Annotated in this window: 14 protein-coding genes; 9 read left to right on the top strand and 5 right to left on the bottom strand. The window is 68.5% G+C overall.

The features are described from left to right. Positions 1-666 precede the first annotated feature (666 nt). The 3 genes from ACZ5PB_RS39480 to ACZ5PB_RS39470 all read left to right on the top strand — a co-directional run bounded on the left by ACZ5PB_RS39480 (position 667) and on the right by ACZ5PB_RS39470 (position 4,515). On the top strand, positions 667-3,255 hold the full coding sequence (locus tag ACZ5PB_RS39480; protein ID WP_468698121.1) for a helicase associated domain-containing protein: 2,589 nt from the start codon (positions 667-669) through the stop codon (positions 3,253-3,255). After that, on the top strand, positions 3,252-3,707 hold the full coding sequence (locus tag ACZ5PB_RS39475) for a hypothetical protein (protein WP_468698119.1): 456 nt from the start codon (positions 3,252-3,254) through the stop codon (positions 3,705-3,707). The genes ACZ5PB_RS39480 and ACZ5PB_RS39475 overlap by 4 nt, the downstream gene beginning before the upstream one ends. Before the next feature lie 76 nt (positions 3,708-3,783). Then, on the top strand, positions 3,784-4,515 hold the full coding sequence (locus ACZ5PB_RS39470) for a PP2C family protein-serine/threonine phosphatase (protein WP_468698117.1): 732 nt from the start codon (positions 3,784-3,786) through the stop codon (positions 4,513-4,515). A 417-nt stretch (positions 4,516-4,932) separates the two neighbouring features. Here ACZ5PB_RS39470 and ACZ5PB_RS39465 read toward each other — a convergent pair whose 3' ends face one another. Both ACZ5PB_RS39465 and ACZ5PB_RS39460 read right to left on the bottom strand, forming a co-directional pair. Next, on the bottom strand, positions 4,933-5,343 hold the full coding sequence (locus tag ACZ5PB_RS39465) for a peptidase inhibitor family I36 protein (protein ID WP_468698115.1): 411 nt from the start codon (positions 5,341-5,343) through the stop codon (positions 4,933-4,935). A 764-nt stretch (positions 5,344-6,107) separates the two neighbouring features. Continuing rightward, on the bottom strand, positions 6,108-9,170 hold the full coding sequence (locus ACZ5PB_RS39460) for a Tn3 family transposase (protein WP_468698114.1): 3,063 nt from the start codon (positions 9,168-9,170) through the stop codon (positions 6,108-6,110). Positions 9,171-9,365: 195 nt separating this feature from the next. Between ACZ5PB_RS39460 and ACZ5PB_RS39455 the strand changes: the two genes are divergently transcribed. The 6 genes from ACZ5PB_RS39455 to ACZ5PB_RS39430 all read left to right on the top strand — a co-directional run bounded on the left by ACZ5PB_RS39455 (position 9,366) and on the right by ACZ5PB_RS39430 (position 13,645). Further along, entirely contained in the window at positions 9,366-10,289 is a 924-nt protein-coding gene (locus ACZ5PB_RS39455) for a hypothetical protein (RefSeq protein ID WP_468698112.1), read from the top strand. A 5-nt stretch (positions 10,290-10,294) separates the two neighbouring features. Further along, a complete protein-coding gene (locus ACZ5PB_RS39450; protein ID WP_468698111.1) occupies positions 10,295-11,047 on the top strand; it encodes a hypothetical protein in 753 nt (250 codons plus the stop codon). Next, positions 11,044-11,508 carry a hypothetical protein gene (locus ACZ5PB_RS39445; RefSeq protein WP_468698109.1) on the top strand — a complete coding sequence of 155 codons (465 nt, stop codon included), beginning with the start codon at positions 11,044-11,046 and terminating at the stop codon, positions 11,506-11,508. Before ACZ5PB_RS39450 ends, ACZ5PB_RS39445 begins: the two co-directional genes overlap by 4 nt. Before the next feature lie 35 nt (positions 11,509-11,543). Continuing rightward, entirely contained in the window at positions 11,544-11,876 is a 333-nt protein-coding gene (locus ACZ5PB_RS39440; RefSeq protein WP_468698107.1) for a hypothetical protein, read from the top strand. Positions 11,877-12,364: 488 nt separating this feature from the next. Further along, entirely contained in the window at positions 12,365-13,003 is a 639-nt protein-coding gene (locus tag ACZ5PB_RS39435; protein ID WP_468698105.1) for a class I SAM-dependent methyltransferase, read from the top strand. A 198-nt stretch (positions 13,004-13,201) separates the two neighbouring features. Then, entirely contained in the window at positions 13,202-13,645 is a 444-nt protein-coding gene (locus ACZ5PB_RS39430) for a hypothetical protein (RefSeq protein ID WP_468698104.1), read from the top strand. Positions 13,646-13,711: 66 nt separating this feature from the next. Here the strand turns inward: ACZ5PB_RS39430 and ACZ5PB_RS39425 are convergent, their stop codons facing one another. The 3 genes from ACZ5PB_RS39425 to ACZ5PB_RS39415 are packed head-to-tail and all read right to left on the bottom strand — an operon-like array spanning position 13,712 to position 15,758. Then, complete coding sequence (locus ACZ5PB_RS39425) at positions 13,712-14,590, bottom strand: hypothetical protein (protein ID WP_468698103.1); 879 nt, start codon at positions 14,588-14,590, stop codon at positions 13,712-13,714. Next, positions 14,587-15,501: a helix-turn-helix domain-containing protein gene (locus ACZ5PB_RS39420; RefSeq protein WP_468698101.1), complete on the bottom strand. Its 915-nt coding sequence runs from the start codon at positions 15,499-15,501 to the stop codon at positions 14,587-14,589. Before ACZ5PB_RS39420 ends, ACZ5PB_RS39425 begins: the two co-directional genes overlap by 4 nt. After that, the gene (locus tag ACZ5PB_RS39415; RefSeq protein WP_468698100.1) at positions 15,498-15,758 is read right to left on the bottom strand and encodes a hypothetical protein; all 261 of its coding nucleotides are present in this window, start codon (positions 15,756-15,758) and stop codon (positions 15,498-15,500) included. The genes ACZ5PB_RS39420 and ACZ5PB_RS39415 overlap by 4 nt, the downstream gene beginning before the upstream one ends. Positions 15,759-15,835: the final 77 nt, after the last annotated feature.

The following is a 15,835-nucleotide window of genomic DNA, read 5'->3' as shown; positions in this document are numbered from 1 at the left end:
GCGCGCGGTCTGCTCCGCAGACACGACGCGGTGGCGCTACGCGCCACTCCCCCTGTATCGCTCCGCGATACAGGCTGCCGGTCCACTCCGTGGCCCAACAGCTCCGGTGCACGGCTTCGCCGTACCCCGGGCCGGTGCTCCGCACCGACGGGCCTGATCGCTCCGCGATCCGGGCGGCGGGTCACGCTCCGCGCGCCCCTGAGGGGCGCAGTAACAGCAGAGTGACAGTCTGTCGGCTGCGCGTGGGGAAGGGGGCGGGCTGGGGCCGGCCACCCCTCCGGGGCGGACAGGAAAACCGACCAGGCCACCGGAAACAAACCCGCATCCTCTGTCATGACGCTACCAGTTTCGGACACTTCATGTCACTATCACCAACCTCTATGCGTCATTCTGGGTGCCCCGCTACCTTGGTTCCATGAATGAGACCACCATCCGGTGGATCTTGCCACAGAAGCATCGAGGAGATCTCCATGCCTTTCTATTTCCTACTGATGACGACATTCTGCATTCTGCTTTCCTATAAAAAGTCCCCCAGAGTGGGGTGGCTCATGTCTGTTCCGCTGATATTTTTGCCCGCCGTCATAATTGCCTTGATATTAAGCCAAAGATGACCAAGGAATATCGGGCCATGGAAACGAACTGTGCACTCGGAAGGGACCACCCGCAATGCCGAAGGACGGGCTGCGCCCACATCAGTCGGAGGCGATCGACGCTGTACTTCGCCACCTTCAGCTCCCGGCCGGCGCCCTGGTGCCGGAGGAGGGTCTGCGCTGCCAGGTGATCGCGGCGACCGGCTCCGGGAAGACCCGCATCGCGGCCGTGACGGCTCAACGGCTGCACGCGCGGCGGGTGTTGGTGCTGGTGCCGACGCTGGATCTGCTGACGCAGATGGCCGCTGAGTGGCGGCGGGCCGGACGGACCGGGGCGATGGTCGGGGCGTGCTCCCTGGCCGCCTCGGAGTCCGGCGGGATCCCCTGCACCACCAACCCGGCCGAGCTGCTGGCGTGGGCCGGGGGCGAGGAGACGGTGACGGTGTTCAGCACCTACGCCTCCGCCTCCACCACCGTGCAACGGGCGCACGAGGCGGGTATGGGGCCGTTCGACCTGATGGTGGTGGACGAAGCCCACCGCACGTCAGGGGATGCGTCGAAGCCGTGGGCGGCCGTGCACGACCAGGCGAAGATCCCGGCCGTCCGACGGCTCTACATGACTGCCACGCCCCGGGTCTGGGAAGCGGCCGAGGATGCGCGGCGGGATGGGCGGGAGAAGCCGCGGCTGCTCGCGAACATGAGCCCGGACTCGCCCGTCTTCGGGCCGGTGGCGTGGAAGCTGACGCTGTCCCAGGCGATTTCACGGGGGCTGATTGCGCCGTACCAGGTGATCTGTGTCGACATCCGTGACCCCGAGCTCCATGCCGCGCAGGCGGCCGGCGACCGGGGCTCCTCTCTCGTGCGTGGGGCGCGGCTGGCGGCGCTGCAGGCGGGCCTGGTGACCGCGGCCGCCGATGAGAACCTCCGCAAGACCCTCGCCTTCCATTTGCGGGTCGCGGAGGCCGAGGCGATGGCGGAAGGGCTTCCCCGGGTGGCGGCGCGGCTGTTCAGCGAGGATCCGAAGCGGTACCACCCGGTGGAGCGGGTGTGGGCGTCGTGGCTGTACGGGGAGCACCAGACCGGCCACCGACGGGCCGTCCTGGACCAGTTCGAGTCCGACGTCATCAACGACGGTGCAGGGGCAGTCGCTCCGGCGATGCTCAAGGTGCTCTCTTCGGTGAAGATCCTCGGTGAGGGTCTTGATGTGGCCCGCTGTGACTCCGTCGCCTTTTGCGACGCGCGGGGTTCGATGGTCGACATTGTGCAAATGGTCGGCCGGGCCCTCCGCATGCAGCCCGGTGAGGGGAAAATCGCGTCGTTGGTGGTTCCGGTATTCCTCGGTCCGGGCGAAACAGCCGGGGAAATGGTGGCTTCAGCGGGCACGGAAACCCTCGCGAAGGTCCTCGGAGCGTTGCGGGCTCACGACACCGACGTGATCGAGCAGCTCGCCGATCCCCGTGTCCGCAGCGGGAGTTGGGAAGACAGCGAGCCTGCGGAAGCAGGTGACGAGGACAACCAGGAGCAGCCGGGGGGTGAGGCGCGGGGGCCGAGTGGTCCGGCACGGGAGTTGCTGAAGTTCTCCACCCCGAGGGATCCGGCGGAGGTGGCGCGGTTCGTGGCGCTGCGGGTGCTGCACCCGGAGAAGGCGTTCTGGCGCAGCGGCATCACCGCCGCGGCCCGGTACGTGCGGGACATCGCGGAGGGACGGGAGTTGCGGGTGCCGTACGACTACATCACCCCCGACGACTGGGAGCCGGGAGGGTTTCCGCTGGGGACCTGGCTGAAGAATCAGCGCACCGCCCACGCGGCGAAGACGCTGTCGCCGGAGCGGGTACGGGAGCTGGAACAGTTGGGGGTGGTGTGGTCGCACCAGGACCGCGCCTTCGAAGAAGGCCTCACCGCAGCCCGGCACTGGGCAGCCGAACACGGGCACTTCCTCCCACCCGCCACCGCCGTGGGGATCGGCGGATACCCCGTGGGGAGGTGGGCGAAGAATCTCCGGACGGCTGCCCGGCTCGCGGACGCCCGCCTCCAGGAGCTCGAAGAGCAGGACATCGAGATCTCCGACGAGGACGGCATGGTGGCGGGCGGGCTGTCCTGGAAGCGGCGGGAAGAGCTCGACAAGATCGATCCCGGGTGGTGCCCGGCCTGGGATGCAGGGTGGCAACGCTGCCTCCGGCTGGCGCAGCACCACTTGGAGCACGGTGGCGCCCTCCCCACCGAGCCTGGTGTGCTGCTCGTCCAGGGCGAGGACCTCGGACGGTGGGTCCAGGGGTGTCGGTTCGGGTGGGACGGCTTGCAGGCGGCACAGCAGTGGCTGCTGGAGCTGTCGCTCGGGCTGGGGCCGGCTGACGAGAGCGAGCGGCCTGTGAAGCGGACGCAGGCCGACAAGTGGAGGCTCAACCTCGCGGCGGCGAAGGCTTTCCACGCCCGTGAGGGGCACCTGAACGTGCCGAGGAAGCACGTGGAGCAGCTGGAGGCGCACGACGCGCCGGGAAGCGCTCAGAACGGCGCTGAAGGTGTCGAGGTGGTGAGCGTGAAGCTGGGCATGATCGTGGAGAACTTCCGCAAGCGGGCCGACAAGCTCTCCGACGAACGGTGGGCCGCGCTCGACCAGTTGGGGATGCGGTGGGCAGCGGGCACGGCCAGGAGGCGAACATCATGAGCACGGATGCGTATACCAGCGGCGCGATCGACCGGGCGGCGGAGGAGGTGCGGGAGGGTGATGCGGACAAGGCGCTGGCGGTCGCGGTGCGGTCGTACGCCGCGTTCGCGGTCCACGCGCGCCTCGACGACGGCATGACCGAGGAGGTCCTGCCCGTCCTCTGGTCGGTGATCCCCGAGGAGGAGCGGGAGAGGTATCCGGAGCGGCTGGAGGAGTTCGTGAACGCTTACCGGGAGCGACTGGCGCGCCTGTACGCGGACTACGGGCCTCAGTCCGCGACGGCCAAGTACGGGCGGCGCGAGCTGCTCGCGCACCCGGTGTCGCTGATCGTCCTGGAGCAGCTGGTCGAGGTCCGCTCCCGGAACACGCTCGTCGCCCGGTGGAACGGGGAACTGCCCGACCGCTGGCTCAACGATGTCAGCACCACCTGGGGCGTCGGCGCGCTGCTGTAAACCAGGGTGCAGCACAGGGGCGGGGCTCGACAGGGGGGATGTGTGGGGTGGCGGGCACCGCCGGGAGGAGCCGGGCGTGAGTGCGGTGAGGAACGAGTTGTACGCCCGGCGGCAGGATCAGGGCAGTCGGCGGTTCCAGTGCGACGCGACCGCCGTACGGACACAGCGCGGGGTGCGGTCGTATGCGCTGCTGGACGGGATCGGCGACACCTTGGTGGTGCGGGAGTGGACGCGGGAGAACGCCCGCTTCCTTGCCGCGGGCGGGATCGAGCACGGCGAGGCGTACGGAGCCTTGCGTGCGTTGTCGGCGGTATGCGCGGTCGAGGCGCGGCGGCCGGGCGCTCTGGAGGTTGGTGCGGTCGCGGTCCTCGCCGTCGTCGTACCGGGCAAGCCCGTCACGATCGCCTGGTGCGGCGACGCACGGGCCTACCACCAGCCTGCCAGTGGTAGGGAGCCGGTGCTGCTGACTCGGGATCACAACCTGCGCCAGCAGGCTCTGGACGCCGGACGCAGGGACGTGCCGGACGACTGGCGGCACGTCGTGTACTCCCACCTCGCCGACATCAGCGACGACCCGGCCATCGGGCAGGCCACGCTGCCCGCCTCGGGTGGTGGCCGGCTGCTGCTGGCCTCGGACGGGGCGTACGAGTGCTTCCACGACTACGGCCAGGAGGCGGCCCTCGCGGACGTGCTGCAGGAGATCACCCCGGCGCGGGCTGCACGGCGGATGCTCGACTTCACGGTGCAGTGGGCACGGTCGTACGCGGACAACGCCACCGTCCTGATCGCCGACCTCCCCGGCCCGTGAGGTGGGACAACGAAGCTGGACACCATGGTTCGGCTCGGTGAAGCGTGGTTGGTTCGTCCCGCGCAGGCCGTGACCCGTTCGCCGACAGGGCCGTTGAAGAGGACAGTGCACGCAGCACTACCTTCATCAGAAGTCCCCCGGTGTTTGTGCACCCCGGGGGACTTTTGGGTTCGCGCGGCCGGACACTCGCACGACTGACCTGCACCGCCCGGATGAAAGGGCTCCTCGGTGTCGCTCGTCAGGGTGACACTCGCCCTTCCTCGCGGATGGCGCCCCCGCCGTCGGTGAGGAATTTCAACTGGCCACTAACATAACGCCACCACGACGCCTGTGGCCGCCCCGGGCTCCTGCGGGGCGGGCACAGCCGCGTCATGGGCAGCGGGCCCAGGATGATCCCGGTTTCCGTCGTGTCTGTGGTCAGCCGCAGTCGTTCTTGTTGATCTTCAGCGAGCGGGTCTGGTCGTTCAGGTCGTAGCTGCGCAGATCATGGATGGATCCGCCGCTGCGGGTGACGCAGACCCAGCGTCCTGAGTGGTTGCGCTTCTCGTAGACGCGGGCGGTACGGTCGGAATTGTTGCGGATCGAGCTGCCGCGGTCGCGGATGGAGGAGGGCAGGTCCTTCACGTTGCCGTCCACGGCCCGCTTCACCCAGGGCTGCCCGCCGAAATCGATCTCGGGGTAGATGCAGACGTAGCCGTCCGGGCAGGCGATCTCCGCCACATGGGCAGTGCGACCCGGTTCGGCGGCTTCGGCAGCGGGAGCGGTCAGCAGCAGCGGGATGGCGGCGGCGGTCGTCACCGCGGCGCGCATGAGGCGAAGTGTCGTCATGCCGCCACCTGTAGCGCCCCGCTCTCGCTGCCCGCCATGCCCGCGGCACGCGGTCACCCTTGAGGAATCCCCAATCCCCTCGATGGAGTGGCGTCATGACCAAGAACCAGGATCGAGCGGCAGGGCAGGGCGCACGTACCAGGGGAACGCTCGGCCGGACACCCGGCCGACGGGAGGGCGCTGGTGTGATCACGGCGTTGGGCTGCGGCTTCCAGAAGGGCCCGGCTGGTGTGGGCGCAGCCGCGTTCCGTCGCACGGACCTGGGGCCATCACCCCTCCAGCGCTCTTGGTGTGACGTGTCTACTCGGTTACGCCACTACCCCGGTGGCCTGGGAACGGGGAGTTTTGCGTCCGGGTCGCCGGGGGCGACGGTCGCGGGGAATACGAGCCCCGAACCTAGGGCGGCGGCACTGGATCACGGTGCGCACGTGAGGTCGGCGCGAAACGCGGAGAAGCGCGCCAGCGCCCGTGCCTCAGGAGACTCATGGAGACCGCCGGCCCAAGTTGCGGTTCTGGATCTTGGTCGGGACAGGCGTTGGTGTCGGCGAGCAAGATCCCTTAGAGGGGTGTTACTGAGGGTATCGGCTGTTTGGGGCGTCAGTTTTCGTAGCTTCCGTGAGAGTCGGGTCCTTCTTTCGAGGCTCCTGTTCACTGGGTTGACTCGGCGTGCGTTCCAGAGTGGGCGGGAGCATGGCGAAGCCGGTATCCCTGAACGGGGTACCGGCTTCGACTGGGGCCCTGTGGCAGTTCGGAAAGGGGGTTGCTTACCGGTGACTCTTCGCCTGGCTGGGAAGAAAATCCCTCGGCCCGGGAATGGCGAACATGTCCTCGGCGGTAATTTCGAAGTGAAATTTCCCCTTCATGTTGATGTGGCGGAACCAGAGAAGGGGGAGCTGCCGAATGTCATCGTCCAGCACGTCCACACCCTGGGCTCGCCGATACGCGATGACCGTCTGGAAGGACACCGTGTTGGCGTAGGCCACCATGCTCAGGACGAGGCCCAGGGGGCCGAGCTGGTCTTCGAGCCCTGGGTAGTACGTGGGCAGTGGGCCGTCGATGCCATGGCAGATACGCCGGGCGAGTTGGTGCCGGTCGCAGAGGAGGCCCTTCTGGGACTCGGTCTGCTGGCGGAGCTCGGGGGAGCTATAGAGCCGCAGGAGATGCTGGGTCCTTGCGACGCGTCCGATGGCCGCGAATGCGCGGCCGAACTCGTTGGGCCGCCCGTTGTAGGTGAGCAGGCGCAGGGCGGTGTGTGCGTCGAGTTCGCCCAGGTGAATGGAACCGATCAGCCGGAGGATCTCGTCCCAGTGCGCGATCACCAGGTCCTCGTCGATCCGTCGGCGCGTTGTGCCGGGGAGCGAACTGTGAGCCGGTGAGTTCTCGAAGAACCAGAGGCTGCGGTTGCGAATCTGATCCACCGTGGGCTGGTAGGAGATTCTGGAGAGAGTGAGCAGGGCGAAGACGAGGTCCTCGTGGGCCCCGGGGTCTGCGACCACGGCATTCGGGTGCTGGGCGCCGGGGTCTTCCCGGTACTGGGCGGAGAGGGTGTTCAGTGCCTCCAGAGCTGCGCTGGGCGTGCCGGTAATGACGCGTGCAGACAGCTGCACGGCTTGGTCAGTGAGGACTGTTGTCCAGGTGACCGAGATCTTCCCTTCGGGTGCCACACCCGGGTAGAGCAGGGGCTCGGGCAGGGCGAGGCGGACACCGTCCGCCCCTGCGCTCTGCCGCGTACTGAGGACGGCGGCCAGGGGCAGGGCCTCCTGCTCACGTCTGATGTGCTCAGCGCACGCTGCCAGGGTGTCGTCGTTGATGAACTTGCTGACGGCTTCGAGGCGTTCCAGGGACAGTGCCTCGTGCTCGTCGCTGGTGACAGCGTTGAGGTCGAGGTTGCAGGCGTAGACGAGCAGCACCGCGGCGATGGACAGGTCGAGGTGCGGGAAGGGAGGCAACTCGCCAGTGGGGTGGGTGAAGGCAGCGAACGCGCCGGTGCGGCGCAGTACCTGGAGAATGAGCTGAGGGAGTTCTACGGCGGAAAGCTGCGAGGTCATGAGCCTCGCCTCCTTGGACATCATCACCGGTCGACGGCTTGCGAGGTCGAGTTTCCCGTCGGGCGTAAGGACCGGGGAGCCTTCGGGGAGGGCCGCTGCGAATGCGGTGAGAAGGGTGTCCAGCTGGGCCTGGCAGTGGCGCAGGTATTCGGTGGGGGCTTCCGGCAGGTTCAGGTCATCGAGAACGGTGCCCTTCTGCTGCTGCCAGCGCTCGCGCGGGATGAGGGCACGTCGCATGTCGCCCCATCGAGAGGCGCCTCTCACGAAGATGTTCCGTTCGCACAAGTGGTCGTGAAAGGCTTCCAGAACGCAGAAAACGTACGCTTTGAGGTTGACGGTGCTGGAAGTGTGTTCGGTGGGCGGGCCGCAGACAAGGCGCTGCCAGGAGCCCTTCAACAGGTAGGTGTGGAGGTCTTCCACCACAACGTGCTGACGCTGCAGCAGAGCCGGGAGGTCTCGGAAAGCGTTGAGCACGTGCTGGAACTGCGGAACCGTATCGAACGGCACGTTCTCTGCGAGGAGGGGGATCAGCTTGCGCGCGGCCGGGAACTGCTCGACCATCTTGGCGCGCCGGGCTTCGTGGATGTCGGAGTCGAGTGCTGGAGAGTGGGCCAGCACGTTGTCGGCACCGTCCAGCAGTTCGGAGCGGTCGCCGTAGTTTTCGAGAAGCGCCCGAATGGAATCCGTACTTACCACCGGGTCCGTGATGAGTCCGGTGTCGGTATCGTAGTCTTCAGCCACGGCGAGCAGCACGTCTCGCAGCGCCAGGACGCTGCGGGTGATGTCCATGGCGACGTGCGGCTGGTCGGCCCCGAGGGCCTTCAGCGCCTGGCTGGCAGGCTTGGACCGGAACTCCGCAGTGATCTGTTTGTCGAGCATGTCGATGGCATCGTCCCAGGCGCTCTTCTCCAGCACCTTGAACGCGGCGAGGACTTCGGCCGCTGCATCGCCCCTTTCCCGCAAGCGACTGATTTGTCCGTGCAGTGCACGCTTTGCCAACTGGGCGAGCTTGCGATCGGAGAGGTCGCTGACGTCCACTGCGGTCAGCTTCGCGCTGAGGATCTCCTCGGCGCGCGTTACCGCCCTGTTGAACAGTGCCCATGAGCGGTCGTTGCGGCGGGGGCGGCGGCGCATCGTATCCCAGCGGGTGGCGGATGCGCCGGGCTGGACCTTGAGCCATTGCTGGATCTCGGCGCGCATGGCGGGGGTCAGTTTATGGTCCAGGCGCTCCAGCAGGGATCTCTCTACCTGGGCGCGCCACTGAGCGATCTGGTCGTGCAGCACACGGTAGGGGGGCAAAAGGACACGCTGCTGACGCAGCTCCGCCACCGCCAGGCGCACCGTGTCGGCCGTGCTGTCGTCCGTCCTTGCGAACCGTGACTTCGCCCATTCCTCCAGGCCCGCCACAGCGTTCTCGTACTGGGTCCAGTCGCCCTGCTCGACCAGACGGCGGGCGTGTTCCTGAATGGTTTCTGGGTGTGCGGTGTAACGCGCGAAGGCTTCGGACGCCTGAGCCTCCGTCATCCCCAGGTGGGCACCGATGTGATGGACCAGTTCCATGGGAAACCGTGCCACGTCGGTCTCGATGCGCCCCAGGTATCGGACGCTAAGCATCAGGGAGAGAAATCCCAGCAGCGTATGTGTCTCACGTGTCTCGCTACGGGCGAGACGCTCGTCGCCCTCGCTGATGCTCATCAGGGGCCAGGCCGCCTTGGGTACACCGCCCGCGAATGTGAGGTAGCCGGCCTTTCGCGCGCGGGGCTCCAGCGGGATGTCCATACGTCTCCTCCGACGATCCGATTGGCGTGCGGAGGCAGATTCCTGTCTCTGCTGGACCGGGGTCAACCAGTCGCTCAGGCCTACGGGGCCCTGACCCGGTTCTTAGGGATCTTGCTCGCCTTTGCCGTTGCGGCAACGCCTGTTCGGGTGCCGTGTGCACGGCGCCGCGCTGCACGGGCTCTAGCGTCCCGGGCCATGGACAACGTGTGGATCGAGCCGGGCACGGATCGTGCATCCGGCTACACCGACGAACTGCTCGCACGGGCCAAGGCCCTCGCCGACCAGGACAGACAGGCATCACGGACACAGCTCACGACACGCTTCAGCCTGGGCGACGTCTGCGGAGAGATCGTCGAGCAGTCCGGAACCTCCGCGTACGAAGCCCTGGAACCGCTGGCCCGGCGGCTCGGCTACGCCGCGGAAACGCTGGAGCGGTACCTGCGGGTCGCCAAGGCAGCAGGGGCAGAGCTCCGTGAACGGCTGGCCAACTCCCGCGTCCACGTGTCCTGGACATGCGTGACCGTGGCCTGCGTCGCCGACCCTGCGGAGCGCGCCCGCCGCATCGCCGGGCTGCTCGGCCGACTGGACAGCGCGGAACGGGCCGACTGGCCGGTCGCGCTGGATGCCACGGAGTTCCGCCGGTCCCTGGGCATGCCCGACCCCCCGTCCGGTGCGGCCTCAACCACAGCTGCGGGCGAGATCGTCGCCCAGCTCGGCCGCGGCGAAGTCCGCGAAGCCGTCCTCGCTGAACTGACCAAAACCCCCGCGGCGGTCCTGGAGGTCCTGCGGGAGCCCGCCGTCCGCGAGGTGCTCAAGGACCGGGAAGTCGCCCGGTTCGTGCGCGAGCAGATGCGACCGGGACCCGTCCCGGACGAAGACCTGGTCAACAGGCTTGTCGGCGACGACGCCCACGACTCCCGGGCCGACTGGACGGTCCGGTACTTCGGTCTCGCCCAACAGTGCAGGGAAATCCTCCTGCTGGGGCCCGAGGACTTCGTGGACATCGACGACCCCGAGGTATGGCAGTCCGTCGAGTCCATCCGCGACTCGGTCACTTCCTGGGCTGACCGCGTCCTCCAACAGCGCCCCCGTACCATCCGTCTCCTCACCGGAAAGTAGCAACCATGCCTCTGCGCAAGGCCACCGGCCGATACTCCAACGCCGTACGCGATGTCCTCGACAGCGAAGCCCTCCGCTGCATCCACGGCGGCGGCAGCGAGGCCGAGCAGCTCGCACGACTTCAGGCTGTCGTCCACTCCAACATCAAGGTGCTCTCGGACCCGTACCGCCCGCTGGTCGCCCGCATGGTGCGCTCCATGTGCACCACCTCCTACAACAAGGTCCTCAGGGAGATCCAGGTAGTCGCCACGGTGGGCCCGCCGGGACCGAGCGGGCCGGAGGGTGCTGACCCGGTGGGTCCCACTTTCCCGGGACCCGGCTGCGGTGCCGTCGGGTCCAACGACATCGACGTGCCGGTACCTGGCCCCCGTACAGGCATCACCGACGACGAGAAGACCGTGGCGAAGGTGCTGCTCGGCGAAGGCGGCGAACTCACCGAGAAGTCTGCCCAGCAGTCCGTACGGGAGGATCTCGACCGCATCGTGACGAACCTGCTGCCCCAGCTCGCCCAGAGCGACTTCAGGGAGGCCGACCGTCTCGACGGCAAGGCCAAGCAGAACGCCGATGATGCCCGCAAGCACCGTGAACGCGGCAACCGCATCATCGCGCTGATCAAGCGCTACGAACGGCTCGTCGCCGGAATCGACAACCTCCCCGGGGTCTTCAACCTCACCGACTACCTCAACGAAGTCGGCGCGCAGGCCCTGGGCCTGGACGAGGACGACGCCGAGCTGCTGCGCTACGCGGGTGCCCTGTGACCGAGTCCGACTGGCACCAGGAGATCAAGGAGTGGGGTGTGGCCACCGAGATCCCGCTCGGCAACCGCCGCGCCGACTGCCTGCTGCACTGCGGCAAGCGGGCCGAGATCCAGTCCCGGCCGCTGCCGCCCGCCGAAGTGGCCGGCCGCGAGGCCCACACCGATTTGTGGATTCTGGACTGCCGTCGCGCCCACCGCACCCGGCACCTGAGGGTCTGGCAGGACCAGGAGTTCGGCACCCTGATGCGCTGGAACCATGCTTGGCACGGCTTCGCCGTCGCCAAGCGCCCGGTCCTGCTGAATCTCCAGCTCGACCTGCGCACCGGCCGCGGCACCTTCCTGGACGTCACCGTCTGGGCCTTCGACGGCTACCGGGCCACCGGCACCGGCCAGCTGCGCACCGCCGCCGACGTCCGCACCTGGATGGGCGACGGCACCCCGCTCCCCAGGCGGCTCCGATGATGGTGCCTTCGCCTTCCGTGCGGTGCCACCGCATCGTGACGATCGAACTCGACGGCATCCTGCGGCAGGTACCCGCTGAGTACCACCCCAGCGGCCCGCTCATCGGCCGTATGGTGACCGCCCGGGTCTTCCACGCCTCGGGCCGGTTCGACGCATGCCCGGCTCCCGTGGCCATACCGCTGCACCGGCCCACGGCCCACACCGACCGAAGGCTCATCGTGATCGACGACCTGTCCGAACATTGGGTCATGGGGTTCACCGTCCTCTACCAGCAACAGCACTACCGCATCACCGGCTTCCACCCGGCCTCAGTCGTCCCTTCCGCCATCGAGAAGGCGCTCTCCTGGCACTCCTCCGGCCCTGCCTGAGCACGATCTGCATCCGGCAGTCGGCGGCATCAGCGGCCTCTCCGGCCGGGGAACCAGCGGCTCCCGCCGCTGGTTCCCCGGCCGCTCATCCCGACGGCGCAGATGGCGTAGCCCCACAGACTGGCTGCGGCCCGACGACCACGCCCAACGCCGTGGCCGCTCAAGCCCCAGTACCCACACCACTGAACGACTCTGTGGGGGATCGACAGCGCGGCGCGGGCGCAGGACGCTCCGCAGAAAGCCATGGGGGCCGGCCGGTTCGCGGGCGGCCCCGCGTGCGTCCGCGAGGGTGCACACATGGCAGCAGGGCCCGCCCACCGAGTGTCCGGGGAACGGGCCCTGCGCTGTAGGCACGTCGGGTGGTTGCTAGTTGTCGACGGTCAGGCAATTCCCCACGATCTACATGATCAGCGTCATGTAATTCCCCACCCCTGCGATCACGACTCCCCATGGGGACAGCGAATCCGTCGGTGTGCACTCGGCAGGCCATGACCGGCCTCTACGCTGATCCGATGCGCCAGCCCGCCGCAGAGCCGTACTGGAACACCAACATTGCCCGGCACCCGGGCATCCTCCGGTCTGTTCCCGAGGGGTGCGGCGATGCCCTGGACGTTGGCTGCGGGGACGGGCTGCTGGCACGGAAGCTTGCCGGGCGGGCGAAACACGTCACCGGGATCGACAAGTCGCCCGACATGATCGCCAGCGCGCGTGAGCTTGCTGCCGGCCATCCGCAACTCACCTTCACCGAAGGTGACTTCCTCACCGCGGAACTTCCCCGTGCGGAGTACGACTTCGTCTGCTCGGTGACCACGATCCATCACATGGACTTCGAGGCGGCCCTCGTCCGCATGCGTGAGCTGCTGCGGCCTGAAGGCACGCTGGTGGTGGTCGGTCTGGCCCGCGAGGCGAGCGTGACGGAGTGGGCGGCGTTGATCGCGGCTGCCCCGATCGTGCGGATCGCGAAGGTACTGCGTCGCGCGCGTGGCCCGCAGGGCATGCCGGTCGCCGACCCCCAGATGAGCTATGGGCAGGTGCGGGCTGCTGCCCGGCGGCTGCTGCCCGGCGTGCGCTACCGCCGCCACGTGCTGCGCCGGTACTCGCTGACCTGGGAGAAACCCTCCCTCTGATCCCGGCATCGATGGCGACTTTCCCCATCCTGAGCGGTTTGAACGTCATGTAATTCTCTATGGCGGTTCCTCCTGATTCTCCATGGGTAGCGCGGAGTCCGGGACCGAGGGACCTGGTCGTCGCGGAGCTGTCCGTGTTCCTCGCCCCGTGGTTCGGCAGGCCGATGGGCAGCCCGGATGGCAAGGAGAACGTTCGTCGTGGTCGACACCACCGAGATTTACGTCCACTGGTACGCGGGCCGCTCGAAGAGCGCGCTGGCCGCGTCGCTGGGAGTGGACCGCAAGACGGTCAGGAAGTACCTGGCGCCGGCGGAGGCGGCAGGGATCATCCCGGGCGGCCCGCCGTTGAGCGAGGCTGACTGGGCCGGGCTGATCGAGGGCTGGTTCCCCGGCCTCATCGACCGGAGACTGCGGCAGGTCACCTGGTCCGACATCGACGAACTCCGCGACTACATCAAGCCTGAACCGAGTTCTGGAGGCGGGGGTGGCGCCCTTCAGAGCGACCTCTGCACGTACGTGAGCGAGTGGGCCGCGGTCAAGATGCGCTGGCAGCTGGCCGTCAACCCCGCCGAGGCGAACGCGCTCGCCCAGGTGTCCGTCACCTGCCCCACCAGCCCCCTCAAGGTCACCCTCGCCCGCTGACTCCGCGCTGGCGCTGCCCCCGCGCTCTGCCCTGGTGCGCTCCCCTGCGTCGCAGGGAAGCGGAGTTCATGGTCTGGTTCCCCCGGTGAAGTCGATGAGGTAGAGCGGATCGGCGGGCACGCTCTGGTCGGTGCCTGTTCTCCGTTTCCTGGCACGGCACTTGACCTGGCGGATCGCTGTCTGGATCTCGGTTCCGGCCTGTCTCTCGGGGAGTTCGGGGCGAGTGACCGGGGAGGCGGGGGGGCTCTCGCCGCCGAGGAGGCGGCGGACGCGGTCAGCGAAGTCGGGGCCGGGGAGGGGGAGCAGGGTGTCGGGGTGGGTGCGGTGGGCGGCGGTGACGACGTAGTTCATCACCGTGTCGACGACGGTGGGGCGGGGGCGGGAGGCGAAGCCCCGGCGTTTGAGTTCGCGCAGGACCCGCAGGTTGGTGAACAGATCGGCGTCCTCGGACTGGTGCCAGGGCCCATCCACGGTGGCCGGGGCGGGCGAGGCCGGGGGTGGCGGGGTGATGAACATCCGGTACCAGAACGCGGCGGCCCGGCGTTCGCCCCCGGCTCGGTGCTGGAGGTAGAGACAGTACGCGGCGGTCTGGTCATCGGCACCGGCAGCGTACTGCCACCAGAAGCGGGCGGCGAGTTCTTCCCCGGCGAGCTGGAGCATGCAGCCCATCGTCCGGGCGCCCGCAGGGCCGGGGAGGGTGTCGGTGACGAACTCGCCGAGCTCGTCCATCGCGGTGCTGGTCACCGCGACCTCGCACAGGATGTGCAGGACCTCGGACTCGTACGCCTCCTCCCGGCCCGTGGCATCGTGCGCGGCAGGAAGCACGTACGGCGGTGCGGCGCGGCGGGGGCGCGGGGCGCGCAGGGTGGCGGGCTCCGGGGGCGGGGTGTCGTAGTCGTCCACGAGGCGGGCTCGGGACAGCAGGTCGTAGATCGACGAGTTCACCGTGGTTCCTCTCCGTTGTTGTCCGGCGGTGCGAAGTGCTGGTAGACGGCGTCCAGGGCGTGACGGGTGGTGGCGATGACGGCAGCTCGGGAGATGCCCAGCACGTCGGCGGTGCGTTCCTCGGGCACGCCGCACAGGTGCTGGAGGACCATGACGTCCAGCTGCAGCGGGGGCAGTCTGCGCAGCAGGTCGAAGAGGGCGAGGCTCTCCGCGACCTGGTCGGCATCCGTCCCGGCGTCCGCTTCGGTGGCCGGGGCTCTGTGCAGGGCGCGGGTGTGGAAGGCCGCGTGGGTCAGCGCAGGATGACCGTCGGGGTGCGGGGTGCGTTCCATGACGGAGGTGCGCAGGACCTGCCAGGCGACCCGCTCGACGCTCTCGGCCAGGAGGACCTCGTCCCACATCATCCGCAACAGGAAGACGGCACCGTCCAGGGCTTCGTCGGTCCGCGGGCGGGTGCGCAGGAAGGTCCGGGCGAAGGCGCGGTAGTACTCCCCGTACAGATCCCAGAAGGCGGTGAAGTCCAGCGGCTGGCGCACGCCCGAACAGGTCTCCTTCCGGAGGCAGTTGGTGATCCACAGGGTGCGTTTGTTCGCCTCGCAGGCCGCGAGCACCCACATCGAGCGCATGGCGTCGATCTCCGTGACGGGGCGTCCCAGGGCGGTCAGCAGGCTACGGATGAACTCCCACCGCGGGTAGCGGCCGGCTGCCCGCAGCAGCTCGGAGATCTTCGAGCGGGACCATCCGGTGTGCTGGTAGAGCTGGTCCATCGTCAAGCCGCTGGCCTGGTAGGCCCCGCGCAGGGGTTCCAGCCAGGCCCGGTGGGCGGGGCCGGTGCCTGCGGTGATCGGTCCGAGCTTGCGGCCCGGTCTTTGCGGGGGCCCCTTCGGATGGGGCGGCGGGTGCGCGCTCACCGGGCAGAACCCTCCCCGTCGGCGCCCTCCGGGCCCGCCGCGGGAATCGGCTCCGCATCCACGGCGGCGGGTGCAGGATTGGGTGCGGGGGTGGCGTGGCGGGGGGTGAGCGCGTGCGCGAGCTGCTGCACGGCCAGCGCGGTGGACGGGACCAGCGTGATGATCGCAACGACGGGCTGCCCGAGGGCCACCAGCGCCGCACACCATGCGGCCAGCGCGGTTAGGGCCGCGAGCATGACGGCGGATTTGGTCTTCATGGAACACCTCAACAACGGAAACGGGTCACGTGCTTGTCCGGCCGGTCCTCCAGCGTTTGCCGCGCCGGGGCGAGGAC

The sequence above is a fragment of the Streptomyces sp. NPDC032721 genome, assembly GCF_055579625.1.
Note: the sequence above shows the minus strand (reverse complement) of the source record. Positions and strands in the feature narration are given on the sequence as shown.